The sequence below is a fragment of the Microbacterium aerolatum genome (assembly GCF_007988825.1).
Taxonomy (GTDB): domain Bacteria; phylum Actinomycetota; class Actinomycetes; order Actinomycetales; family Microbacteriaceae; genus Microbacterium; species Microbacterium aerolatum.
The window spans coordinates 1-23,795 of the sequence record NZ_BJUW01000007.1; the positions used below are offsets into that span (position 1 = coordinate 1).

Annotated in this window: 27 protein-coding genes; 12 read left to right on the top strand and 15 right to left on the bottom strand. The window is 67.8% G+C overall.

Translation table 11 applies throughout. The annotated features are described in order from the left end of the window. The 3 genes from MAE01_RS08665 to MAE01_RS08675 all read right to left on the bottom strand — a co-directional run. On the bottom strand, nt 1–854 hold an 854-nt coding region (locus MAE01_RS08665), incomplete at its 3' end, for an aminotransferase class V-fold PLP-dependent enzyme (RefSeq protein ID WP_147039166.1). Nucleotides 855–985: 131 nt separating this feature from the next. Next, nucleotides 986–1,171 (bottom strand): hypothetical protein, encoded by a 186-nt coding sequence (locus tag MAE01_RS08670; RefSeq protein ID WP_147039167.1) that lies wholly within the window; start codon nt 1,169–1,171, stop codon nt 986–988. A gap of 53 nt (nt 1,172–1,224) precedes the next feature. Next, entirely contained in the window at nt 1,225–1,557 is a 333-nt protein-coding gene (locus tag MAE01_RS08675; protein WP_147039168.1) for a DUF6804 family protein, read from the bottom strand. Nucleotides 1,558–1,683: 126 nt separating this feature from the next. Between MAE01_RS08675 and helR the strand changes: the two genes are divergently transcribed. Then, a complete protein-coding gene (helR, locus tag MAE01_RS08680; protein ID WP_147039169.1) occupies nt 1,684–3,822 on the top strand; it encodes an RNA polymerase recycling motor ATPase HelR in 2,139 nt (712 codons plus the stop codon). A gap of 18 nt (nt 3,823–3,840) precedes the next feature. Here helR and MAE01_RS08685 read toward each other — a convergent pair whose 3' ends face one another. Further along, the gene (locus tag MAE01_RS08685; protein WP_147039170.1) at nt 3,841–4,155 is read right to left on the bottom strand and encodes a hypothetical protein; all 315 of its coding nucleotides are present in this window, start codon (nt 4,153–4,155) and stop codon (nt 3,841–3,843) included. Continuing rightward, nucleotides 4,152–5,036 (bottom strand): SDR family oxidoreductase, encoded by an 885-nt coding sequence (locus tag MAE01_RS08690; protein ID WP_147039171.1) that lies wholly within the window; start codon nt 5,034–5,036, stop codon nt 4,152–4,154. Before MAE01_RS08690 ends, MAE01_RS08685 begins: the two co-directional genes overlap by 4 nt. Before the next feature lie 228 nt (nt 5,037–5,264). On the opposite strand from MAE01_RS08690, the gene MAE01_RS08695 reads away from it, so the two are divergent. Continuing rightward, nucleotides 5,265–6,266, top strand: coding sequence for a 1-phosphofructokinase family hexose kinase (locus tag MAE01_RS08695; protein ID WP_147039172.1), 1,002 nt, complete (start codon nt 5,265–5,267; stop codon nt 6,264–6,266). After that, nucleotides 6,263–7,009, top strand: a complete 747-nt coding sequence (surE, locus tag MAE01_RS08700) for a 5'/3'-nucleotidase SurE (RefSeq protein ID WP_147039173.1) — start codon at nt 6,263–6,265, stop codon at nt 7,007–7,009. The genes MAE01_RS08695 and surE overlap by 4 nt, the downstream gene beginning before the upstream one ends. Nucleotides 7,010–7,023: 14 nt before the next feature. Here surE and MAE01_RS08705 read toward each other — a convergent pair whose 3' ends face one another. Continuing rightward, entirely contained in the window at nt 7,024–7,359 is a 336-nt protein-coding gene (locus tag MAE01_RS08705) for a DUF7882 family protein (RefSeq protein WP_147039174.1), read from the bottom strand. Between the two features lie 18 nt (nt 7,360–7,377). Between MAE01_RS08705 and MAE01_RS08710 the strand changes: the two genes are divergently transcribed. From MAE01_RS08710 to MAE01_RS08730, 5 genes are all read left to right on the top strand, one after another. Continuing rightward, nucleotides 7,378–7,695 (top strand): DUF7882 family protein, encoded by a 318-nt coding sequence (locus MAE01_RS08710; RefSeq protein WP_147039175.1) that lies wholly within the window; start codon nt 7,378–7,380, stop codon nt 7,693–7,695. Nucleotides 7,696–7,770: 75 nt separating this feature from the next. Beyond that, nucleotides 7,771–8,292 carry an FHA domain-containing protein gene (locus MAE01_RS08715; protein ID WP_147039176.1) on the top strand — a complete coding sequence of 174 codons (522 nt, stop codon included), beginning with the start codon at nt 7,771–7,773 and terminating at the stop codon, nt 8,290–8,292. 110 nt (nt 8,293–8,402) lie between these two features. Continuing rightward, entirely contained in the window at nt 8,403–8,828 is a 426-nt protein-coding gene (locus MAE01_RS08720) for a CBS domain-containing protein (RefSeq protein ID WP_147039177.1), read from the top strand. Then, nucleotides 8,825–9,316 (top strand): CinA family protein, encoded by a 492-nt coding sequence (locus MAE01_RS08725; RefSeq protein WP_147039178.1) that lies wholly within the window; start codon nt 8,825–8,827, stop codon nt 9,314–9,316. The genes MAE01_RS08720 and MAE01_RS08725 overlap by 4 nt, the downstream gene beginning before the upstream one ends. 35 nt (nt 9,317–9,351) lie before the next feature. Further along, entirely contained in the window at nt 9,352–9,624 is a 273-nt protein-coding gene (locus MAE01_RS08730) for a DUF7218 family protein (protein WP_147039179.1), read from the top strand. A 16-nt stretch (nt 9,625–9,640) separates the two neighbouring features. Here the strand turns inward: MAE01_RS08730 and MAE01_RS08735 are convergent, their stop codons facing one another. Beyond that, nucleotides 9,641–10,207 (bottom strand): NADPH-dependent FMN reductase, encoded by a 567-nt coding sequence (locus tag MAE01_RS08735; RefSeq protein ID WP_147039180.1) that lies wholly within the window; start codon nt 10,205–10,207, stop codon nt 9,641–9,643. Nucleotides 10,208–10,511: 304 nt separating this feature from the next. Here MAE01_RS08735 and MAE01_RS08740 point away from each other — a divergent pair, with 304 nt between their 5' ends. Continuing rightward, the gene (locus MAE01_RS08740; protein ID WP_147039181.1) at nt 10,512–11,189 is read left to right on the top strand and encodes a DUF6766 family protein; all 678 of its coding nucleotides are present in this window, start codon (nt 10,512–10,514) and stop codon (nt 11,187–11,189) included. Nucleotides 11,190–11,192: 3 nt separating this feature from the next. Here the strand turns inward: MAE01_RS08740 and MAE01_RS08745 are convergent, their stop codons facing one another. Both MAE01_RS08745 and MAE01_RS15960 read right to left on the bottom strand, forming a co-directional pair. Continuing rightward, nucleotides 11,193–12,338: a baeRF2 domain-containing protein gene (locus MAE01_RS08745; protein ID WP_147039182.1), complete on the bottom strand. Its 1,146-nt coding sequence runs from the start codon at nt 12,336–12,338 to the stop codon at nt 11,193–11,195. Next, on the bottom strand, nt 12,331–12,480 hold the full coding sequence (locus tag MAE01_RS15960; protein ID WP_186806184.1) for a hypothetical protein: 150 nt from the start codon (nt 12,478–12,480) through the stop codon (nt 12,331–12,333). Before MAE01_RS15960 ends, MAE01_RS08745 begins: the two co-directional genes overlap by 8 nt. Nucleotides 12,481–12,627: 147 nt before the next feature. On the opposite strand from MAE01_RS15960, the gene MAE01_RS08750 reads away from it, so the two are divergent. Further along, on the top strand, nt 12,628–12,939 hold the full coding sequence (locus MAE01_RS08750; protein ID WP_147039183.1) for a DUF7882 family protein: 312 nt from the start codon (nt 12,628–12,630) through the stop codon (nt 12,937–12,939). A 2-nt stretch (nt 12,940–12,941) separates the two neighbouring features. Here MAE01_RS08750 and MAE01_RS08755 read toward each other — a convergent pair whose 3' ends face one another. From MAE01_RS08755 to MAE01_RS08765, 3 genes are read right to left on the bottom strand one after another with little or no spacing between them, the layout of a single operon-like run. After that, entirely contained in the window at nt 12,942–13,079 is a 138-nt protein-coding gene (locus tag MAE01_RS08755) for a methionine/alanine import family NSS transporter small subunit (protein WP_147039184.1), read from the bottom strand. Continuing rightward, nucleotides 13,076–14,698 carry a sodium-dependent transporter gene (locus MAE01_RS08760; protein WP_147039185.1) on the bottom strand — a complete coding sequence of 541 codons (1,623 nt, stop codon included), beginning with the start codon at nt 14,696–14,698 and terminating at the stop codon, nt 13,076–13,078. The genes MAE01_RS08755 and MAE01_RS08760 overlap by 4 nt, the downstream gene beginning before the upstream one ends. Nucleotides 14,699–14,738: 40 nt before the next feature. Next, on the bottom strand, nt 14,739–17,093 hold the full coding sequence (locus tag MAE01_RS08765; RefSeq protein ID WP_147039186.1) for a phosphoketolase family protein: 2,355 nt from the start codon (nt 17,091–17,093) through the stop codon (nt 14,739–14,741). Between the two features lie 140 nt (nt 17,094–17,233). Here MAE01_RS08765 and MAE01_RS08770 point away from each other — a divergent pair, with 140 nt between their 5' ends. After that, nucleotides 17,234–18,091 (top strand): transposase, encoded by an 858-nt coding sequence (locus tag MAE01_RS08770; protein ID WP_147039187.1) that lies wholly within the window; start codon nt 17,234–17,236, stop codon nt 18,089–18,091. A 12-nt stretch (nt 18,092–18,103) separates the two neighbouring features. On the opposite strand, the gene MAE01_RS08775 is transcribed toward MAE01_RS08770, so the two are convergent. The 3 genes from MAE01_RS08775 to MAE01_RS08785 all read right to left on the bottom strand — a co-directional run bounded on the left by MAE01_RS08775 (nt 18,104) and on the right by MAE01_RS08785 (nt 21,898). Further along, entirely contained in the window at nt 18,104–19,603 is a 1,500-nt protein-coding gene (locus tag MAE01_RS08775) for an arylsulfatase (protein WP_147039188.1), read from the bottom strand. A gap of 84 nt (nt 19,604–19,687) precedes the next feature. Continuing rightward, nucleotides 19,688–20,581 carry a formylglycine-generating enzyme family protein gene (locus MAE01_RS08780; protein ID WP_147039325.1) on the bottom strand — a complete coding sequence of 298 codons (894 nt, stop codon included), beginning with the start codon at nt 20,579–20,581 and terminating at the stop codon, nt 19,688–19,690. 105 nt (nt 20,582–20,686) lie between these two features. Beyond that, nucleotides 20,687–21,898: a Fic family protein gene (locus MAE01_RS08785; RefSeq protein WP_229718082.1), complete on the bottom strand. Its 1,212-nt coding sequence runs from the start codon at nt 21,896–21,898 to the stop codon at nt 20,687–20,689. A gap of 861 nt (nt 21,899–22,759) precedes the next feature. Between MAE01_RS08785 and MAE01_RS08790 the strand changes: the two genes are divergently transcribed. Beyond that, nucleotides 22,760–23,071 carry a hypothetical protein gene (locus MAE01_RS08790; protein WP_147039189.1) on the top strand — a complete coding sequence of 104 codons (312 nt, stop codon included), beginning with the start codon at nt 22,760–22,762 and terminating at the stop codon, nt 23,069–23,071. Nucleotides 23,072–23,795: the final 724 nt, after the last annotated feature.

Sequence of the window (23,795 nt, forward strand, 5' to 3'; positions counted from 1 at the left end):
TCGGCCCGCGTGGTCGTGACCGTGGTGATCATGGACCCGCCGGTCAGGAACGGCGGCATGGCCTCGAGCAGTTCGCGGCGGCCGTACAGGGCACCGATGCCGGTGGGACCGAGCATCTTGTGGCCGGAGAGCACCGCGAAGTCGACATCCAGCGCGCGCACGTCGAGCGGCAGGTGGGGTGCCGATTGGCAGGCATCCAGCAGCACGAGCGCTCCGACCTCGCGGGCTGCGGCGATCAGCTGCTCGACCGGGTTGATGACGCCGAGCACGTTGGAGACGTGGGTGACGGCGAGGATCTTCGTGCGGTCTGTGATCCGGCTCTCGTCCAGGCGGAGGGCGCCGTCGTCATCGAGGGGGATGACGCGCAGCGTCGCGCCGGTGCGGGCGGCGAGCTCCTGCCACGGGATGAGGTTGGCGTGGTGCTCCATCTCGGTGGTGACGATCTCGTCACCCTGGCCGAGGCGGAACCGCTCGGCGGCGGGACCGCCGCGTCCGACGGTGGCGTTCGAGAACGCGTACGCGACGAGGTTGATGGCCTCGGTGGCGTTCGAGGTCCAGACGATCTCGTCGTCGCCGGCCCCGATGAACCGGGCGAGCGTGCTGCGGGCATCCTCGAACACCTCGGTCGCCTCGGCCGCAAGGGTGTGGGCGCCGCGGTGGACGGCGGCGTTCAGGGTCGCGGCGAACTCGCGTTCGGCATCCAGCACTGCGAACGGGCGCTGCGATGTCGCGCCGGAGTCGAGGTAGACGAGCGGATGCCCGTTCACCTGCGTGTGCAGGATCGGGAAATCCTCCCGGAGCCGTGCGATGTCGGTCTCAGCGAGAGGAGCGTCTGCGGTCGTGGACGAGCTCATCCTTCAAGGATCTCACCTGCCGGAGGGACAGGGGGCGGCGCCCGCGGGTCGCAGCGCGTGCTGGATGCGTTCCGTCGGTTCTGAGCGCACCATGACCGACGGGATGCATCCAGCATCGATGCGGCAGAGCGTCAGGCCGGCGAGTCGTCCGGGTCGAGCGTCCTGAGCATGTCCTTCTCGACCTCGTTGTCGGCGTCGAGCTGCTCCTCGGTCGTGTCGTCGCCGCCCAGCGGCGCGTCGTCGCCGCCCCCGGCGAGGTCCTCTGCGGTCTCTTCGGGGCGGCTTTCCTCTGCGGGATCCGGTCGATGATCGTCCATACCCGCACGCTACGCCGGAATCCTCTGGAGCGCCACGAGCAGCGCGCGGCGCGTCAGGCGGCGGTGCGCTCGTTCCTGATCAGGATGCCGGCGGCGATGAAGACCAGCGCGGCGACGAACTGCGCTCCGATCCACACCCACCCGGCGAAGCCGAACGGATAGACAGGGTTCCAGATCACCGCGATCGCGACGAACACCACCGTCCACCACCACTGCCGCGCCTGCCAGGCGAACCACGCCACGACGAGCGCGAGGATCGCGACGAGGAACAGGATGATCGTCGCACCGAGGCCCTCGGTGAACAGCGGAGAGACGAACAGCGCGATCGCGGCGAGGAGCCCAGGAGCAAGCGCGTTGCGCTGCGTCTGCGGGGTGGGAGAAGCCATGTCTCCATCTTCCCGCACTTCCAGTTTACCGACGGGATGGGGGCTTGCGGCAAGGGCCCCCGCGAGGCGCATACTTGTCGATCGTGCGCAGCGAGAACCGCAGATGCGCACCGGAATCGGAGCCCCGTGAACACCAACGCCCTCACCGCCTTCCACCTCTCTGACGCCCTCGCCTTCAAAGCCCGCCCCGACCTCATCGCCCGCGACGACGAGCAGTTCGCCGCCATCGCCGGCACGCTCCGCGGCAGCATCGCCGAAGCATCCTCCCGTCTCGAGCGCACACTCGCCGCACCGAGCGGCGTCGGCGGCGCTGCCGTCGAGCGCGACCTCGAGATCCACCGACTGAACACCCGTCTGACCATGCTGCGCCGATACGGCATCGACATGTGCCTGGGCCGCATGGTGACCGAAGCCGACGAGCACATCTACATCGGACGCCTCGGCCTCGCCGGAGAGGACGGCCGTCAGCTGCTCGTCGACTGGCGAGCACCCGCCGCGGAGCCGTTCTTCGGTGCGACGCTCGCCGAGCCGATGGGCCTGGTGAGCCGCCGCCGCTACCGCTGGTCGGGCGGGCGGGTGAGCGATTACTGGGACGAGGCGTTCACGGCAGAGGCCCTCGGCGCCGGCGGCGCGCTCGATGACCAGTCGTCATTCATCGCCAGTCTCGGCACCTCGCGCTCCGCGCACATGCGCGACGTGCTGGCGACCATCCAGGCCGATCAGGATGCCATCATCCGCGCCGGTTCCGAGGGAACCCTCGTCGTCGACGGAGGCCCGGGCACCGGAAAGACCGTCGTCGCCCTGCACCGCGCCGCGTACCTGCTCTACTCCGACTCGCGAATCTCGCGCGGCAGCGGCGGCGGGGTGCTCGTCGTGGGCCCGCACCAGCCCTACCTCGCCTACGTCGACGACGTGCTCCCGAGCCTCGGTGAAGACCGCGTGCAGACCTGCACCCTGCGCGACCTCGTACCCGAGGGCCGCGATGCGCCGGTCGAGCCGAATCCAGCGGTCGCACTGCTCAAGACCTCGGGTCGGCTGATCGACGCGGTCGGTGCGGCCGTGCGCCTCTACGAGCAACCGCCCGAGCGCGGCACCGTCGTCGAGACGCCGTGGGCGGATCTGCGCGTGCGGGAGATCGACTGGGAGGACGCCTTCGAGACCGACACCGGCGCCGCCCACAACGAGGCCCGAGACGAGATCTGGGACGCGCTCCTCGACATCGTGCTCGACCGCTTCGCCGAACAGATCCCCCGGGCACAGCTGCGTCGCGCCCTCGCCCGGAGCGACGCTCTCACCCAGACGTTCAACCGCGCGTGGCCGCTGCTGGATCCGGCGGCCCTCGTCGCCGCGTTCTGGAGCAACCCCGGCTTCCTCAGACGGTGCGCTCCGTGGCTGACGGCTGACGAGGTGCGGATGCTGCAGCGCGAGGCCCCTGCCGCATGGACGGCATCCGACCTGCCGCTCCTGGACGCGGCCCGCCGCGCCGTCGGCGACCCGGATGCCGGCCGCATCCGCCGCGAACGCGAGCGCGCACGAGCGGCCGAACGCGAGTACCGCGCGAGCGTCGCCGACTACCTGATGGAGTCGTCCGACGACGACCTCGGCCTCATGTCGATGCTCCGCGGCGAGGACGTGCTGAACAGCCTGGATGACGACGACGCTCTCCCTCGGGTGGCCCACGATGCGCTCGCGGGCCCCTTCGCGCACATCATCGTCGACGAGGCGCAGGAGGTCACCGACGCGGAGTGGCGGATGCTGCTGAGCCGGTGCCCTTCCCGCAACTTCACGGTGGTCGGCGACCGCGCACAGGCCAGGCACGGCTTCACGCAGACGTGGGAGGAGCGCCTCGCCGATGCCGGACACAGAGACGTCTCCGTGGCCTCCCTGACGGTCAACTACCGCACGCCGGAGGAGATCATGGCCGAGGCAGAGCCGGCGATCCGTGCCGCGCTGCCGGACGCCAATGTGCCGACCTCGGTGCGCTCGAGCGGCATCCCGGTGCGGCACGCCCCGCTCGCCGAACGCGACACGATCATCGACGCCTGGCTCGCCGACAACGACGAGGGCACAGCGTGCGTCATCGGCGACACGACGTACACGGCGACCGATCGGGTGCGCTCGCTGTCGCCCGAGCTGTCGAAGGGCCTCGAGTTCGACCTCGTGGTCCTGGTCGAACCGGAGTCCTTCGGCGAGGGCATCGAGGGTGCGGTGGACCGCTACGTCGCGATGACCAGGTCCACGCGCGAGCTCGTGATCCTCGCCTGAGCCCCGGCAGTCGTGACGTCACGGCAGCGGCCGGGGCGGGAAGTGCGGGATCTGCCTCGGCCGGTCGGCGCGCGAGGACGTCCGGGCGGCGTCCGCGGCATCCAGGTCGGCCAGCAGCTCGTCGAGCGAGCGATAACGGGACCTCGTCGGGCACGGGCTGCGCAGCCAGAGCACGTCGTAGGTTCCGGTCTCGTTCTTGTCGACGTAGGCGACGAGGCGGGAGGCATCCGTCTCGGTGAGCGCGCCGTCGCAGATCCGCCAGGCGGTGCGGGCGATCGGAATGACCTCCCAGACTGAGGCCGGTCGCGGAGGCTCCGGGGCTGTCATGGTCATAGTGCCTTCCCCCCGGTCACCGCGAGGACAGTCCCCGAGGTGTAAGACGACTCGCCCGACGCGAGATACACGTAAGCGCCGGCGAGTTCGGCCGGCTGACCTGCACGCCCGAGCGGAGTGTCCTGCCCGAACTTGCGCACCTTGTCCTCGTCCCACCCCGTGCCCGGGATCAACGGCGTCCAGATCGGGCCGGGGGCGACGGCGTTCACGCGGATGCCGCGCGGACCGCCCTCCTCGGCGAGCGCTTTCACGAACGCGACCTGGGCCGCCTTCGTCATGGCGTAGTCGATCAGGCCCGGCGAGGGGTTGAAGGACTGGATGGATGCCGTGACGATGATGCTCGCGCCTGCCTCGAGCAGCGGGAACGCCGCCCGTGCGGAGAACAGCAGTCCCTCGAGGTTCGTCTGGAACACCCGCCGCATCTCGTCGGTGCGCAGGTTCGCGAACCCGTCGATGTCGTGCTGGTAGCCGGCGTTGAGAACCAGTGTGTCCAGGCCGCCGAGACCGTCGCGCGTCTTCTGCACCGCCTCGGTCGCGAAGTCCTCGTTGCGCAGATCCCCCGCGAGGCTGAGGCCTGTCCGCCCGGCATCCCGCACCAGGTCGAGCGTGGTGTCGGCATCCGCCTGCTCCTCGGGCATGTGCGCGATCGCGACGTCGGCGCCTTCCCGGGCGAATGCGATCGACACGGCGCGCCCGATGCCGGAATCGCCGCCTGTGATCAATGCCCTGCGACCCTCCAGGCGACCGTGCCCGACGTAGCTCGACTCGCCGTGGTCGGGCTCGGGGCGCATCTGCTCCGTCTGCCCCGGCTGGCTCTGCGTCTGCCCGGGGAACTCGCCGTCGTGCTGCGCGTGGCGCGGATCTGCGGTGCTGTCGGTCATGCGGATCGCTCCTTCGAGGGAAAGGGGTCGAGGTTGTGAGGACACCTTCTCGTTAAGCCGCAGGGCTCCCAAGGGGGTTGACACTTCGGGCGTTTGGGCGCATCGCGCAGGCGCGGTTCTGACGCCGAGGTTGTGCCACTTAGTGTCACGGCGGAGAGCTGTCAACGGGGGCGGGCTGCCGGCGGCGATATCGGAGACTGAGCCACACGCCGACCGAAGGGACATCCGATGAGCGATGTGACGATCCTGGCGCCGTCGCCGACATTGACGGTGACCGTCGAAGACCATCCCCAGGGGTCCGAGATCCACGTGCACGCCGGCGGTCAGGGGGTGTGGCAGGCGCGGATGCTTCGCCGGCTCCAGGTGCCGGTGACGATGTGCTGCGTGCTCACCGGAGAGGTGGGCAGAGCTCTGCAGCATCTGCTCGAGGACGAGGACATCACCGTCCAGGCGCTGACCCGGGACGGGCGCGGGTCCGCCTACGTCCATGACCGTCGCGGCGGCGAGCGCATCGTGATCGACGAGGAGCGAGGCGACCCGATCGGGCGCCATGATCTCGACGATCTCTACAGTGCGATGCTGAGCAGCAGCGAGGACTCGCAGGTGGTGGTCCTGAGCGGCCCGGCCGGCGAGGAGACCATCCCAGCGGACTTCTACCGTCGCCTGGCGATCGATCTGCGCGCGGCCGGCAAGACGGTCGTCGCGGATCTCTCGGGAGAGCGGCTGCGGGCCGTCGTCGAGGGCGGCGTGGATGTCCTGAAGGTCAGCCATGAGGAGCTGAAGGCCGACGGGCTCGTGACCGTGACGACCGACGATGAAATCATCGCCGCCATGCAGCGGCTGCGAGCGGACGGCGCGGGCGCCGTGATCGTGACGCGGGCGAGCGACCCGCTGCTGTTCACGGACGGCGACCGGGTGATCGCGGTGTCGCCTCCCCCGTTCGAGGAGAACGAAACGCGCGGTGCCGGCGATTCGCTGACGGCCGGAGTGATCGCCGGCCTGGTGCGGGGCGAGCCGCTGCGCGACGCCATCACTCTGGGCGCGGCGGCCGGTGCGCTCAACGTCACCCGGCACGGTCTCGGAACCGGGGATGCCGACCTGATCGGCAGCCTGCGCACCAAAGTCACGGTCCGAGAAGTGCCACGGAGGGATGCCGAGGGCCGAGAGCAGGAGGGCAGGGTGAGCCCCGACGGCCTCGCCGCTCTGGCCGACCCGGAGGAGGACTCATGACCCGCGTGCTGATCACGAACGACGACGGCATCGATGCTCCCGGCCTCTGCGTCCTGGCACAGGCCGCCGTCAGCGCCGGGTTCGACGTCACCGTCGCCGCACCGGCCGCGCAGTCCAGCGGCTCGAGCGCCTCGATCATGGCCACGGAGTCCGACGGGCGCATCGCCGTCGAGCGGCGAACCCTCCCCGACCTGCCTGAGATCGAGGCGTTCGCCGTGCAGGGCGGACCGGGCCTGATCGCCCTGATCGCCGCGCGAGGGGCGTTCGGCGATCCGGCCGAGGTCGTCCTCTCGGGTGTCAATCACGGCGCGAACGTCGGCCGTGCGATCCTGCATTCCGGCACGGTCGGCGCCGCGCTGACCGGTGCGCTGAACGGCGCCTGGGCGATGGCGGTGTCGCTCGACGTGGGCATGAACCCCGATCGGTTCCACTGGCGAACGGGAGCGGATGCCGCGATCGCCCTCATGCCCGAACTCCTGGCACGCGAGGCCGGCACCGTGATCAACGTGAACGTCCCGAACAGCGAACAGCCCCGAGGGGTGCGTGAGTCGACCCTCGCGCCCTTCGGCATCGTGCAGATGACCGTGGCGGAGAGCGACGACAGTTACGTGCGGCTCGCCGTCGAGGAGCTGCCGAACGTCCCCACTCCGGACAGCGACGCCGCACACCTCGCGGACGGGTGGGTCACCGTTACCGGCATCGACTCCGTCACCGAGCGCAGGCTCGACCTCGCGCTGGACTGATCGTCAGGTGCGCATCAGGCGTGCGCTTCAGGCGAGCCCGACTCGTCGGCGGACTCGGCCGGCTCCGGTACGAGGTATAGGCCGGTCGGCGCGTTCGCGGTGAACGCGAGGGCGTCGACCCAGGCCCGGTTGACCGACGGCTGGCGCCCGCCGTAGTACTTGTAGACGATCGAGCTCCCGGGGTGCACCCACACCGTCGTGCGGCCGCCTCCGACGCTGGGATCCTCCCGCCAGCTGAAAGCGAACGGCTCGCCGCGACGAAGCTTCGCGCTGATGACGAGCTGCAGGTGCGTCAGTGCGCGGTCTTCGATCTCGACCTTGACGCCGCCCTCGTAGATGAACTTGCCCATGCTCTGTAGCGTAGTGCCATGGGCCTGATGTTCTACGGCGGCGCGAACGAACCGATCTGGATCGAGGATCGTGCTCTCGCGCACCTCAAAGTGGTGATCGCGACGAAACTGCGGCGCAACGAGAGTTTCACGCTCTCGTGGCGCCATCCCGACGGCTCCGGCCGTTCGACGATCTGGCTGCACCCCGCGATCCCGCTGCGCTTCGTGTTCGATGAACCGGAGCCGCCGCCGCTGTCGCCTGAGTGGATCACGGCGATGGCGAACTCGGCCAATTCCAGTGGCGGGATCTCGCTGGTGCCCGAGCAGGTGGACCCTCGCGGCTCTACACAGCCCTGAGCGCGGGTCAACCCCCTCGTGACGAAGTCTGCGCCGTTCTACCGTGGGAGGCACTGAGCGAGGAGGACAGCGCAGATGAACTCTCATGACGAACGACAGCCGCACAAGCCGACGACCACCCACGCCGAGTGGGGCGCAGGCAATCCGCACCTGAGGATCACCCGCGACGACGACAGGTTCGTCTTCAACCTCACCGTGGATGCCGTGCGCATCGGCGCCGCTGAGGGCAACGAGCTGCAACTGCCGGACACCGACCCGGTGCACGCCGAGATCCAGCACGATGATCAGGACGAGTATGTGCTGACCCTGCACGGGGAGGGCGAGATGAACGCCGTTCCCAGCGCCGCCGAGACCGGCGCGAGTGGCCGCTCGGAGATCCTGCGTACCGGGGCGCGGTTCACCGCCGGCCCGTGGACGCTGGTCTTCGGCCGCGAGGAGTTCGCCGACCACGGCCGCCCGTACGGAGGCCGCACCGGCGGCGAGCTGTCCGACCAGCCACCGCAGCCCCAGCGTCCCGACTACTCCGAGGGTGTGCACCGCGACTCCGATGACGCGCGCGCGCCGGAGGGCGGCGGCAGCGAGGTCAGAGACGGCTGAACCCGACCGGCGGACTTTGCCGGGCCCACGGTCGACTGTCAAGGCCCATCACGGGTGCCCAGCGCGCACCTATCGTCATCGCATCCGTACTCGAGGAAGGGACGAGAACCATGACCATCACTCGTGAAATCATGACGCCGGCACCACGGTGCATCGGCGAGAACGACTCGCTCAGCATCGCGGCATCCGTCATGTCGGAACTGGACATCGGCGCACTCCCGATCTGCGGCGAGGATCGACGACTCAAGGGGATGCTCACCGACCGCGACATCGTCGTGAAGGCAGTCGCCCACGGCCTGGACCCCGAGAGCACGCCGTCACGCACCCTCGCGGCAGGAAAGCCTGTCACCGTCGACGCAGCGGACGACATCGGCATCGCCCTCGACCGGATGCGCGAGCATCAGATCCGGCGGCTGCCGGTGATCGAAGACCATCAGCTGGTGGGGATCATCAGCCAGGCGGACATCGCACTCGCGCTGAGCCCCGAGACCACCGGCGCGACCGTGGAGGAGATCTCTCGGCAGGGAGTCTCATGAGCCTCTCGGAGGCGCAGACGACGGATGATGTGGCGGCCCTGGGCGAGATCGCCCGTCGGCGCGGTCTGCGCATCGCCGTCGTCGAATCGTTGACCTCGGGCGGGTTGGCCCACGCCGTCGGAGCCGGCTCCGACGCATCCGAATGGTTCGTGGGCGGGATCGTCGCCTACATGACGGAGGTCAAAGAGGTGCTGCTCGGCCTCGCCGCAGGCAGCGACCCGACCTCGCCCGAGTGCGCCGAGCAGCTGGCTGCCGGCGGGCGCGACCTGTTCGCCGCCGACATCTGCGTCGCGACAACCGGTGTGGGCGGTCCGGATTCGGAAGACGGGCATCCGGCGGGAACCGTGTACCTGGGCTGGGCGACCGAGGGTGCGCATGGCCATCGGCTGCTCGAGCTGGACGGGTCCCCCGAGGATGTCATGGCCACCACCGTCGCATCGGCGGTCGGCCTGATCCTCGACACGCTGCAGACGGCCGACGCCGTCTGACACAGGAGACGAACGACGAGAAGAAGGAGAAGATCATGCCTCGCGGCGCGAACTCACGACTCAAGGATCCGGAACTGTACGAGGAGCTGCGCGACGACGGCGCCTCCAAGGAGAAAGCCGCCCGCATCTCGAACGCGACCGGCGGAACCAAGAAGGGCCGCTCAGAGGTCGGCCGGCGCGGCGGCAAGGCCGGCGACTACGAGGACTGGACCGTCGACGAACTGCGCAAGCGCGCCAAGGAGCTCGGTCTCAGCGGGTACTCCGGAAAGCGCAAGGCCGACCTGATCGAGCAACTCCGCGAACACTGAGCCGCACCCGCGCACTTCAGCGGCGCGGGAGCACCGTGAGCACGCGGGCGATGTGCTCGCGGAACTCGTTCATGTACGCGCGCAGGAACTCCTCGGTGTCCTGCTTTGTAATCGTGCCGTCTTCCTGGAACACCTCTTTCGTGAAGTGGATGTATGCCTCGGGAGCTGTCATCTGCCGGGCGTTGCAGAAAGCCAGCACGGCGCGGAGGCTCTGTTGCGCGACGGCGGTGCCGATCACGCCGATGGAGGCGCCGATAACGGCCGCCGGAAGGTGATCGAACGAGTTCTTGCCCCAGGGACGGGATGCCCAGTCGATGGCGTTCTTCAGCGCACCGGGGATCGATCGGTTGTACTCCGGCGTGACGAACAGCACGGCGTCGCTCGACTCGATCGCCGCCTTCAGCGCACGGGCCTCGGCGGGGTAATCCGAATCGTGATCGGGGCTGTACAGCGGCAGATCACCGATCGGGAGCTCGGTGAACTCGAGGTCGTCCGGTGCGACGCGGATCAACGCTTCGGACAGCACGCGGTTGATCGAGGTGGATGAAAGACTTCCGACGAAATAGCCGACCTTGTACGACATGGCTTCTCCTCACGCTCGGGTGTTGGACGAACCCAGTGTGCTCCCCGGATCGCGCAGGCGGTACCCCCTTGCGGTGAGGGCCCGGCGCACTCTCCGGTGCGTCCGGCGGATGGCTTGTCAAGGGTGCTCCCGTGCGGTGCTTCGTGGGTGATGATCGGTGCCAGCAGTCGGAAGAGGGAGGCGTCATGTCGGAGAGCAGCGAGGCGAAGGGTGCGATGCGCACCGCGTTCTGGTCGTGGACGGTGATCATCGTCATCGGGCTCGCGTTCATGATCGTCCTGCCCCTGGCGGGGAGATGACCGCGATGCGCCGATTCCTTCGCAACGGGAGCCTCAGTCTCGCCTTCCTGGTCATCTTCGTGCTCGCCGTCATCGGGCAGTCCGTCGCCGGCCACGCGTACAACAACGAAGAGCTCGCACAGCACGGCCAGCCGCCCGTCGGCTATCTCGACTTCGTGACGTCTTCGGACTTCCTCGTCGACCTCGCGGAGAACTGGCAGTCCGAGTTCCTGCAGTTCTTCCTCTTCATCCTGGCGACGATCTGGCTGATCCAGCGCGGATCACCGGAGTCGAAGAAGGCGGGCGACGAGGGAGTCGGGACCGACGAGGAGCAGCATGTGCGCTCGCACGCCAGGCCCGACTCGCCCTCGTGGGCCAAGGCCGACGGCATCCGCCTCTGGATCTATTCCAACTCCCTGCTGCTCGTCATGGGCGCGGTGTTCCTGTTCTCATGGCTCGCCCAGTCCCTCGCGGGCCAGGTGGTCGCGAACGAGCAGAACGCCCAGCACGGGATGCCTCCGCTGTCGTGGGGCGACTACGTCCTGTCCGCCGAGTTCTGGAACCGCACGTTGCAGAACTGGCAGTCCGAGTTCCTCGCCGTGGGCGCCATGGTCGCCTTCTCCATCTACCTCCGCCAGCGCGGCTCGAGCGAGTCCAAGCCCGTGGGGATGCCGCACCACATGAGCAGCGTGGAATCGGAGTAGCCGTCAGCTCTGGTCGCCCGCTCCGACGTCGTCCGCCCATCGCAGCGCGGCCAGCGGCTGCCGCGCCGGTCGGTCGTCTCTGGGGGCGTCGTCGGCGATGGGTTCGTCCTCTTCGACCAGTACGCGCGCGTCGGTGAGCACGGCCGCGCGTGCGAGCGCCTCGGCCGCGGACGCCTCCGCGAGGACCGTGGAACCCAGTCGCTCGGACTCGTCGGCGGCGACCCACGGCGGGCCGTCCAGGGCGAGGAGCGTCTGCTCGTCGCCGAGCATCCGCGCATCGAGCAGCAGCGTGTCCACGCGTGCCTGCTGAAGCGCGGCCACGACGTCCGCGATGCCCTCTGCGCCTCCGCTGCCGCTGTCCGCCGCCGCGCGGTCGCGGACGTCGCCGATGGCGGCGCTCGTCCGCTCGGCGATCGCCTCGGCCAGCGCCGTGTCGAGTTCGGTGGAGTCGGCGCCGTCGGCGCGCGTGTGCGCGTTGACTTCGACGACGAGAGCCCGTTCCGTGTCGGTCAGCGCCTCGCCGAGGAGCTGCCGTGCGCGCACGTCGCCGGAGACCGCGACGAAGGCAGGATGCTGTTCCCTGATCAGAGCGCTGACCGCTGAGGCGACGTCATCCTGATTGTGCTTCCACACGTTCTCGGCGTACCGGTGATACCTGGCGTGCGCCATGCCGCCCGCCTGCACCTTGGTGATGTCGACGGTGTCGCCCTCGATCTCGGTCTTATCGTCGCTGCGCCCATGACCGGAGGTTTCCAGCCGGATGTCGGCGCCATCGCGACTGGTCTCCACGACGAGGTATCGGGTGCTCGCGCTCAAGTGCCGCAGCAGCGGGAGGAGCGACGGCACGGGGCCGTGGCCGACCCGTTCCGGACCGATCCGGGCTCCGACGAAGCCCTCATCCAGCTCGATCTCGCCGTCCCTCGCGAGCACGACACGCGCGGACGGGCTCGGCAGGCCGTTGCGGTCCTCGAGCGCGGATTCGATCGCCGCGGCATCCTCGGCCGGTGCGCCCGCCTGAGTGAGTCGATCGCGCACAGAGCGTCGAAGCGCATCCTCCTCCGGCTGCGGGAGCGCACCTGGCCCGTCCACGTAGGCGCAGGTCCAGGGGCCGGGACGCCCGAGAAGTTCGACGAGACGATGGTCACTCATGTCCGCTCCCCTCGTCTGCGTCGGTCTCCGGCTCCTCGCCCTCTACCGGTTCGGCGTCGAAGTCGGTGCTCTCCTTGGCCGGCACGGTCTCCTCGGGGATGAAGGGCCGTTCCTCATCGGGAATCGCACGTGGTTCGGACATGATGCCTCCTCTGCTCGTTGCGAACCCTCAGTCTCATCCCCGCGGTCGATTCATGGTCGGGGGTTGACATCGCCGCAGCGCGCCTCGACCTGCCCGGTGCTCGAAAATGCCTCTGACATCCAGCGCGACGAGCGCTACCGTTCAGTCATGGGCACTCTCTTCTACGACAGCTGCGGAGACCCGATCCACATCGACGATCGGACTCTCGCCCATCTGAAGGTCGTCATCGCGACCCGGATGCGCAGGCATGAGAGCTTCACGCTGTCATGGCAGCATCCGGAGGAGGAACCCGGCGGTCGCGCCACGATCTGGCTGCATCCGTCGATTCCGCTGCGATTCGTGTTCGATCAGCCCGATCCGCCCGCCCTCAACGCGAGATGGATCGAGGATCTGATGAACTCGGTGAGCTCCACGGGAGGCATATCGCTCGTCGACGAGGCGGTCGAACCACCGGTCTGAGGTCAGAGTTCGACGCGCAGCGTCTCCGGCTCGTTCTCGGCGATCTCGGGATGCCGCATCAGGTTCACGATGGCGGCGATAAGGCCGCCCCAAACCGTGACCATGGCGATGATCATGAAGACGATGGCTGCAGCGGTCATGCTCCCGTTCCCTTCGACGAGGATGCCGGCGACACCCGGATCGTGCCGGTCTCGGCATCCGGCTCGTAACTCTCCTCGGTGAGGAACTCGTCGTACTCCGGATCGTCCTTCGCGTGCGAGCGCCCGCTCCACGGGATGAGCGACAGGACGACCGCGAGGATCACGAGCGAGATCACCATCCCCCACCCGAAGATCGACAGGAACCAATCGGGGTACCCCTCGTACGGCGTGGAGATCTTCGTGATCAGCTCGCTGATGAACAGGTAGCCGAGCACGATCGGTGCGAGGAGGCCGACCAGCAGCTTCCAGATCAGGCCGACGCGGAAGCTCGAACGGCGGTTGAGGTGCTCCTGCAGGGCGGGCAGCTTGTGCAGCACCCACGAGACGGCGATGACTGCGACCAGCGCGACCGCCATGATGCCGAAGGCGTTGATGAAGGCATCCGTCGTGTCGAGGACGGCGAGCGCGGTCGTCGTCGAGAAGAACGCCATCGAGATGACCGCGAGCGGGATCGTCACGGTGAGGGTCGCGCGCACGCGCCCCCAGCCGAGCTTGTCCTGGATGGCGGCCACGATCACCTCGAGGATGGAGATCATCGAGGTGAGGCCGGCGAACGTCAGCGCTCCGAAGAAGAGGACGCCGATGATCGGCCCGCCGGCCGCCTGCGAGACGATCGTCGGGAACGCGACGAACGCGAGCCCGATGCCGGCGGATGCCACGTCGGAGACCTGCGCGGACTGCGCCTGCGCCATGAACCCGAGGGCGGCGAACACCCCGATACCGGCGAGGATCTCGAAACCGGAGTTCGCGAAGCCGACGACCAGGCCGGAGCCGGTCAGGTCGGTCTTGCGCTTGAGGTACGACGAGTAGGTGACCATGATGCCGAACGCGACCGACAGCGAGAAGAAGATGTGCCCGTACGCCGACGCCCACACGCCGGGATCGGCGAGTGCCTGCCAGTTCGGGGTGAAGAAGGCGTTCAGTCCGTCCATGGCGCCGGGGAGGAACAGCGCCTGCACCACCAGCACGATGAACATGACGGTGAGCAGGGGCAGCAGCACGGTGTTCGCGGCGCCGATGCCTCGTTTGACGCCGAACCCCATGATCACGATCGTCACGACCCAGACGACCAGCAGCGGGATGCCGACCTGCGGGACGAACTCGAGCGAGATGCCGCCGGCGACATCGCCCATCTGCAGGAACTCGCCGAAGAAGAAGTCGTTCTCGTTGCCCGGTCCCCAGGTGAGCTGGGCCGAGAACCAGGTGTACATCGCCGCCCACGCGATGATCACGGCGTAGTACACGGAGATGATGACGCAGATGAGCACCTGCCACCAGCCCAGCGGCTCCGCGGCACGGTGCATGCGGCGGAACGCGAGTGGCGCCGAACCGCGGAAGCGGTGCCCGATCGCGTAGTCGAAGAACAGCAGCGGGATGCCGGCGGTCAGCAGCGCGCACAGATACGGAATGAGGAACGCACCGCCGCCACCCTCGTAGGCGACATAGGGGAATCGCCAGATGTTCCCGAGGCCGACGGCAGAGCCGATGGCCGAGAGGATGAAGACGTTGCGCGATCCGAACGCCTCGCGCTTGTGAGGCTGCGTCACTGCGGTGCTCATGACACGTGAGACTACCCCAGGGATGCACCGCGTCCCAGGCTCAGCTCCGCGCGGCGAACCTCCAGTCGGCGATGACGGGGATGTCGACGCCGTGTTCGCGGGTGTGGCGACGCGCCTGCTCGCGTGCGGTCACGAGCTCGGCGCGCACGTCGGCAGCCTGCGTCGCCAGACCCGGCACGCGATCGATCGCGTCGACCGCGAGGCGGTAGCGGTCGATGTCGTTGAGCATGAGCATGTCGAACGGCGTCGTGGTGGTGCCGCGCTCGCGATAGCCGTGCACGTGCAGGTTCTCGTGCCCGTTCCGTTTGTATGCGAGCCGGTGGATGAGCGCCGGATAGCCGTGGTAGGCGAACACGACCGGTCGGTCGGTCGTGAACAGTGCGTCGAAGGCGGCGTCGGCCAGGCCCGCCGGGTGCTGCTCCGGCGACTGCAGCGTCGCGAGGTCGACGACGTTGACGACGCGCACCTTCAGATCGGGGATGCCGTCGCGCAGCAGTTCGGCCGCGGCGATGACCTCCTGCGTCGGCACGTCGCCGGCGGCCGCGAGCACCACGTCGGGGGTTTCGCCGTCCGGCGTGTTTCCCGCCCAGGGCAGCTCGCCGATTCCCCGCCGGACGTGCTCGCGCGCGTCGTCTGCGTCGAGCCATTGCGGGGCGGGCTTCTTCCCGGCGACGACCACGTTGATGCGATCCGTGGCGGCCATGCACTCGGCCATGGTGACGAGCAGGGTGTTCGCGTCGAACGGCAGATACACGCGGACGATGTCGGCGCTCTTGTTCATCACGAGGTCGATGAACCCCGGATCCTGGTGCGTGAAGCCGTTGTGATCCTGCTGCCACACGTGGCTGGACAGCAAATAGGTGAATGCGGGGAGGGGTTCGCGCCACGGCACTTCCGCGCAGGCCTCCAGCCACTTCGCATGCTGGTTGAACATCGAGTCGACGATGTGGATGAACGCCTCGTACGAAGTGAAGAGGCCGTGCCTGCCGGTGAGGGTGTAGCCCTCGAGCCAGCCCTGGCACAGGTGCTCGCTGAGCACTTCCATCACGCGGCCGTGCGGGGCGAGGTGCTCGTCCACCGGCTCCACTTCGGCGTTCCACTGCTTCTCGGTCGCCTCGAAGACGCCGGGAGCCAGGCGGTTCGATTCGAGCTCGTCGGGGCTGAAGATGCGGAACGTCTCGGGGTTGCGGCCGATGACATCCACGAGCCACCCGCCGAGCACCTCGGTCGCGCCGGCGTCGGATCCGCCTGGCGCGTCGACGTCGACGACGTGCTCATCGATGCCCGGCAGGTCCAGTTCCCGCCGGATGCCGTTCGCCTGCGGGATCGCACTCATTCGCCGCGTGCCCCGCGGCCCCCAGTCGCCGGTCGACGGGCGTGGCGCTCCGGCGTCGTCGAACAGGTCGTCCGGTCCATAGGCGCGCAGCCATTCCTCCAGCATCCTCAGGTGGTCTGCGTCGCCGCGCACGTCGGCGAGGGGCACCTGATGGGAGCGCCACGTTCCCTCGACCGGCACGCCGTCGACCTCTTCCGGGCCGGTCCAGCCCTTCGGCGAGCGCAGCACGATCATCGGCCAGGGCACGCGTGCGCCGTCGGCGGCGGCACGGCGCACCTCGTCGATGCCGCTGAAGGCGCGATCGAGCGCCGCGGCGAAGCGCTCGTGCGCGTCGGCGTGCGGTTCGGATGCGTCGATCGTGACGAAGATCGGGTCGTAGCCGTAGCCGGTCATCAGCGCCGCGAGCTCGGGCTCCGGGATCCGTGCGAGCAGGGTCGGGTTCGCGATCTTCCAGCCGTTCAGGTGCAGGATCGGCAGCACCATGCCGTCGCGTCGCGGATCGAGGAACCTGTTGCCGTGCCATGACGCGGCCAGCGGTCCTGACTCCGCTTCGCCGTCGCCGACGACGCACACGACGGTGAGATCGGGGTCGTCGAGGACCGCACCGAAGGCGTGCGCCAGGGAGTAGCCGAGCTCCCCGCCCTCCTGGATGGATCCCGGCGTCTCGGGGGCGGTGTGGCTGGGCACGCCGCCCGGATACGAGAACTGCTGGAAGAGCTTTCGCATACCGGCGGCATCCCGCGTGATGTCGGGGTACAGCTCGGAATAGGTGCCGTCGAGCCAGGCGTTCGCGTTCGTGGCCGGGCCGCCGTGCCCTGGGCCGGCGATGAAGAGTACGGGCTCGTCGCGCTCAAGGATCACGCGGTTCAGGTGCGCGTAGACGAGGTTCAGCCCTGGCACGGTTCCGAAGTGGCCCAGCAGGCGGGGTTTCACGTCTTCGGCGGAGAGCGGCCGCTCGAGCGTCGCATCCCCCTGCAGGTAGATCTGTCCGACGCTCAGGTAGTTCGCCGCCCGCCACCAGCGATCGATCCGGTCGAGTGCTTCGTCATCGGCTGCCATGTCACCACTCGAACGCGAGCCACCGCGGTGTGTCAAGGGTGTCGACGACGGCGGGAGTGTCTGAGACGTGGGGACGGTGCGCGGGCTGCGGCGCTCGCGTAAGGTCGCCAGCATGTGCGCAGCATCCGACTGGCGAAGCGATGGCTGACCCGTCCCTGGCCGAGGTGGCTGCCGAGCTGTACGCCGTCGCGCCGGCCGACTTCATCGCGGAGCGGAAGGCGCGCTCCGAGCAGGTGGAGGATCGCGAACTCGCCGCGCAGATCAAGGCGCTACGGAAACCCTCGATCGCCGCCTGGGTGGTGAACCTGTTCGCCAGCGAGCGGGCCGACCGGCTCGGGCAGGCGCTGCAGCTGGCCGCCGAGCTGCGCGAGGCGCAGGAAGACCTCGATGCGAAGACGCTCTCGAAGCTCGGTCGCGATCGTCGAGCGCTGACGAGTCAGCTTGCGCGCGAGGCTGCGTCGCTCGCGTCGTCGCGCGGTGCGCGGATCACGGACTCGACGGTGGAGGCTGTGCAGCAGACGATCACGGCGGCGTTCTTCGATCCGGATGCCGCGACCGCTGTCGCTTCCGGCCGGCTGGTTCGCGAACTCGAACCGTCGAGCGAGTTCCCGCTCGACTTCGACGCGGCCGTCGGCGGAGGTACGCCCGAGCGCACTCCCCCGCCGTCGCCGCCGGCGGATGAGGTGCGCGCGCGGCGCGAGCAGAAGGAGGCGGAGAAGGCCGTGCACGCCGCGGAACGGGATCTCGAACGAACCGAGCGCGCGCACGCCAAGGCAGGCAAGGAGCGGGAGTCCGCGGCATCCCGTGCCGATCAGTTCGAAGCCGAGGTCGAAGAGCTCGAGGGCGAACTCGCACGTGCACGAGCCGGGGCCGAGAAGGCGCGTGCGGCCGTCGACGAGGCGACCGACCGCGCGGCCGCGGCGGCAGAGGACGTCCGCAGTGCGGAAGCCGCCGTCGCCACAGCCCGCTCGGCGCTGGAGCGCCTCGGAGGATCCTGAGCGGACTCGGCGTCAGGAGCTGCCGACCGTCGATTCCAGCTTCGACATGACCTGGTTGATCGTGAACGATGCCGACTCCTGTCGTGCCGGGAACTCGGCGAGAGTACCCAGCATCTTCGCGACGTAGGCTTGCGCGGGCACGAACAGGAAGACATGGTCGAGCACCCAGTCCCAGTACGTGTTCGAGGTGATGTCCGCGCGTTCGAAGGGGTCGGTGCGGAGGTTGAACAGTTTCGGGAAGCGCAGTTCGACGTAGGGCTCCTGCCAGACGCGCAGCGTTCCGGTGGCGCGCTGCTCGAGGAACACGAGCTTCCAGTTCTCGAAGCGCAGCGCCGTCAGGTCGCCGTCGTCCGAGACGTAGAAGAAGTGTCTGCGCGGGCTGTGCTCGGCGGCTCCCGTGATGTAGTCGAGCTGATTGTGTCCATCGAGGTGCACCTTGAAGTCGGTGCCGTGCAGCTCGGTGCCCGCCTTCAGTCGCTCGGCGATGTCGGCATCGCCGACCGCGGCCAGCAGCGTCACGAACCAGTCGTTGTGGCTCACGATGCCGTTGAGCGTCGTCCCGGCAGGGATGTGTCCCGGCCAGCGGAGCATCGCGGGAACGCGGTACGCGCCCTCCCAGTTGGAGTTCTTCTCGTTGCGGAACGGTGTCATGCCGGCATCCGGCCAGCTGTTCATGTGCGGCCCGTTGTCGGTCGAGTACATGACGATGGTGTCCTCGGCCAGTCCCAGCTCGTCGAGGAGATCCAGCAGGCTGCCCACGACGTCGTCGTGATCGAGCATCGTGTCGTGGTACTCCGACTGCCAGCGCCCTGCACGCCCCTTGCTCTCCTCCTTGGTGTGCGTGCGGAAGTGCATGTGAGTCGAGTTGAACCAGACGAAGAAGGGAGTGTCGTCGTCGGCCTGCCGGCGGATGAAGTCCGTAGCCGCGTCGCGGAACTCCTCGTCGACCGTTTCCATCCGCTTCTTCGTCAGCGCGCCGGTGTCCTCGATGCGCTGCGTGCCGTCGTCGTTCGCCCAGGAGTGGATGACGCCGCGAGGGCGGAACTTCTCGTTGAACCCGGGGAACTCCTCGTCGGTGGGATAGTCCGGATGCTCCGGCTCCTCTTCGGCATTGAGGTGGTAGAGGTTCCCGAAGAACTCGTCGAAGCCGTGAGCGGTCGGAAGGTGTTCGTCGCGGTCGCCGAGGTGGTTCTTGCCGAACTGTCCGGTGGCGTAGCCGTGGTGTTTGAGCGCGTCGGCGATCGTCGGGTCCTCGGGCTGGAGGCCCAGCTTCGCGCCGGGCATTCCCACTTTGGTGAGTCCCGTGCGATACGGGTTCTGCCCGGTGATGAAGGCGGCGCGGCCCGCGGTGCAACTCTGTTCACCGTAGTAGTCGGTGAACTTCGCGCCCTCCGTGGCGATCCGATCGATGTTCGGCGTCCGGTAGCCCATCAGGCCGTCGGAGTACGTGCTGAGATTCGTGATGCCGATGTCATCGCCCCAGATGATGAGGATGTTGGGCCCTGCAGCCATGAGTGCTCCTTGGTTCGACCGCGGATCGGGGCGGATGCCCTCGGCGGAAGCCAAGCAGGGATCGCTGTCGGAGCCCAGCGGTTCTCACTCGGAACGGGTGAGCCGGAATCCGATGTGCGACATGCCGGTGTCCTCGGCCTGCGGCGACCTGGCGGCGGGCCGGAACCGCAGGCAGTAGTCGGGCGAGCAGAGGTGCGACCCACCCTTGAGGACGCGCCGCGGAATGTCAGGGAAGCCCTCCTGAGCGCTGGCGGCCGCGAGGAGGTTCGTCCGCTTACCGGCATCGACCGGGGTGTCCGACAGCCGCAGGTGCCGCGGGGTGTAGAAGTCGGTCGTCCACTCCCAGACGTTGGCGATCATGTCGTAGAGGCCGTAGCCGTTCGGCGGGTACGAGCCGACGGGGGCCGTGCCGCCGACGCCCTGGTTGTCGTACGGGAAACGCCCCAGCCACGAGTTCGCCTGGGCCACACCGTCCGGATAGGGCTCGTCGCCCCACGCGAAGGGTGTTCCCTCCGATCCGCCGCGGGCAGCGTACTCGTGCTCTGCCTCGGTGGGCAGGCGCATCCCCGCCCAGTCGGCGTAGGCGACGGCATCCTCGAAGGCGATGTGCACGACCGGATGCTGCATCCGATCGTCGACCGACGAATCGGGCCCGAACGGGCTGCGCCAGAACGCCCCAGCCTGCCAGCGCCACCAGTTGCGCCAGTTGCGCAGATCGGTCGGGCCGGGCGTCGGCGTGAACACCATCGACCCGGGCACGAGGTCGGCGGGGTCGGCGCCGGGGAATGCGGCCGGGTCGAGCGGGCGCTCCGCGACCGTCACGTATCCGGTCGCGTCGACGAACTCGGCGTACTGCTCGTTGGTCACCTCATACCGGTCGATGAAGAACGACGCGACCTCCCGTTCGTGAGCCGGTCGTTCATCGGGATAGAAGTCCTCGGATCCCATCAGGAACGTGCCGCCGGGGATGCGGACCATGTCGCGCGTCTTCGTCACGAGCCTCAGCGTAGTGTCCGGGGTCGCGTTCGGGGAGAGCCCGATCGAGCGCGAAGTCTTGGCGAGACTTGAAGGTCGACGGCGTCGTCAGGCCAGCATGACAGCCTGGATGCGACGGTCGAGGTCGTCGAGTTCGGCGAGCAGTTCGGCTGCCACCCAGACGCGATCGCGCTTGCGCCCGGTGATCTCTTGGATGAACCCCGCGCGCGCGAGCCGTTCGATCGCCGTGTACGTCGCCTGCGAAGACGCCCCGGACCTCTGTTCGATCTCCGAGGCGGTCATGACCGGGTGGTCGTAGAACGCGGGGATGAGGGCCTGTGCGGCCGAACCTGCTCTGGGCTGAATCTCGGCCGTCCATTCCTCGGGCAGAGCCTTGATGCGGATGATGGACACTCTGGAGCTGGTCGCCGCTGCCTGCGCGGATCGAGCGAACAGGTCCACAAGTGGAGCCGGCTCGCCACGGCGGTACGCTCCGAGAGCGGCGAAGTAATCCTCGCGCTTGGCGAGAAGGCCGCTGGCCAGTGGGACGACGGCGTTGCGAGTCACCCCGCGACGGCGGAACACCGCGGACACCAGGGCACGTCCGATACGACCGTTGCCGTCGGTGAAGGCGTGGATCGATTCGAACTGAGCGTGCCCGATCGCCGCCTGCGTCATTACGGGCACGTCATCGCGGTTGAGGTAGGACAGGAGATCGTCGAGCAGCGCAGGTACTCGCGCAGGCGCCGGAGGCACGTGCAGGGCGTCACGCGGTGAGTAATCGCTGCCGCCGATCCAGTTCTGCATGTCGCGCGGGCGCCCCGCGTAGGAAGCTTCGTGCGGGTCGTCCCGCATAAGCGCACGATGCGCCGCGAGCAGGTCCTCGAGTTCAAACCGTCCTTGTTCGCCGACGACGGTGACGAGGCTGTGCAGCGCAGAGCTCGCGGCGACCATGCTCGTCGCCGAGGTGTTCGAGCGGTTGCCGGCCAGAGCCTTGGCGAAGTCGACGGCATCGGCGGTGATCCGCTCGATCTTCGATGACGCGACAGACTCGGTTCGCATCATGAAACGGCTCATCGCAGCCGAGTGCCCTTCGGCCTCCGTGTCGGCCTGGGCCACTGCCAGCAGCGCGTGCTCCGAAGCTACGATCGTCGGCATGGGCGGGACGTAGTCCAGCCTCGCGATCATCGGTGGGATGGTTGCGTCGACGGAGCTCAGCATCCGATCTGCGCGCGTCCCTCCACGCGTCTGCTGGTGCCACGGCAGCGTCTCGACATCGTGGGTCGGCCATGGCGCCCGTGCGAGTTCAGCGGACTCCATGCTTGATTATGACACGAGATATTCAAGGTTACAAAGCCTATCCTTGAATAAGCGGCCGGCTACTCCGCGTGTGCGGCGCGAGCCGTGTACTCGATGAGTCGTTCGTCTCAGGCTGAGAGGATCGACCGGTGGCTCACCGAGCACGCCTCACGAGCGAACGACGAAGGCCCCGACTTCCCAGTGTTTCCTAGGAGAGTCGGGGCCTTCGCAGTGGCGGTGACGGTGGGATTTGAACCCGAGTCGCGGAGATATCTCTGGATCCTGTTCGACCCAGAAGTCCGGAATTCCGCGGATTCAGGTCGGCATCAGCCGCGACTCAGGCGGATTCGATCCGGTCGGTTCCCGCGCATTCGTGGGTGATTTGTGGGACCTGATTCTTCCCGCAAGTGCCGAGGCTGTGCTGTCGCGAGGTGCTTCACCTTAGCAGGGTGGTGTGCGCCCTCACGCTGTCCTTGGACCGTGCGCGGATGGTGGGCATGGAACCGCTGAGAAGCCTGAGTTTCTGTGGGTTCTCGGCCTCGTGAGCTCGCGCACCTTGCACACAGGAGACACTCGAATACTCGTCAGAATCGCTTCGCTCGGGACACTCCGGACACTTTTCGGACACTTGATCGCTCACAGCGCGTTGCGCATCTGCCCAAAACCTCGCGAGCTGATCCGGAGGCAGTTCCGCCATATCTACAACGTGCTCTCGGAGGATCACGATGTGCGAAGCGACAGCTGCGGGGGTAATCCGCGGCGTCCAACGCGCATGCTCGACCTCCGATCCGAGCACAACATATAGCACTCTTCCTTTTGCGTTCTTCCGGAGCGGCCATGGCTGGGGCGCCCGTGGGTGCGCTGACGGGAGATAATAGAGGGGTGAAGGTCGACGTTGTGCACATCGATGACTGTCCCAACTGGGTCACAGCTGGTGACCGTGTTCGTGCTGCGCTTGATGCGCTCGGCATGGTCGACGTGCCTGTCGGCTATGTGCTGTTGCGCACCCCGGAGGAGGCATCGGAAGTGGTCTTCGCCGGATCACCGACCATACTGCTGGATGGGCAGGATGCGTTCGCCTCAGGTGGGTCCACGACCGACCTTGCATGCCGGGTCTACATGACCGACACCGGTCTCGCCGGACTGCCGTCGGTGCGCCAAATCGAGGACACGATCCGGGACCGACTCGCCTGACAGCGCCGGAACCGACAGTCGATTCTGTTGCACCGCGAGAATTGAACGCGTGAGCTCACGTTAATGGTGCAAGAGACCCCCGTTCCCCTCGATGCAAAACGGACGACTTTCGAGGGCGTGCCATCGGTTCATCGGGTTGCCGTTCGGGATCTACCCTGTCAGGACCATGTGATCCACCGGCCACAGATCAGGCAAGGGACGTCCTGAACGACCGGCCGATCGCAAGCTATAAGGTTGTGGGAGATGGTTCCCACAGTTCGATTCAGTCATCCCTCACGTGGTCGCGAGAACCGACTGATAATGATATTCGCTATCAGCGTTGCATTGATGCTGCTCCTGGCGTTCGGTGTGGCTTCATCGATACATGCGGAAGTCGGCGGCACGGTTCATGAGACGTTCAGCGAGCCGTCGGCCACCGCGCAGACAGTCCAGGAATCTGATCCCGCTTTCACGTCCGGGAATCTCGGCGGAACTGCGATATGCGCCGTAGGCGTTCTGTTCGCCCTTGCTGTGCTGTGGCGGGTACGCGGACTCCGTCTATTCGTGTCGTGTTCGCCGGGCAACATTTTCTTGCGGCAAGCGTCAAGAATCACAGGGCATGCAGGCGGGCCTTCCATTCGCTTGTCCCTGACACAGTTGCGGATCTCTCGGACCTGAGCGTCTGAGCCGTTCACCTTCGACCCTCGCCGGACATTGCCGAGGGGTCCCTTACTGCGTCGCTGAA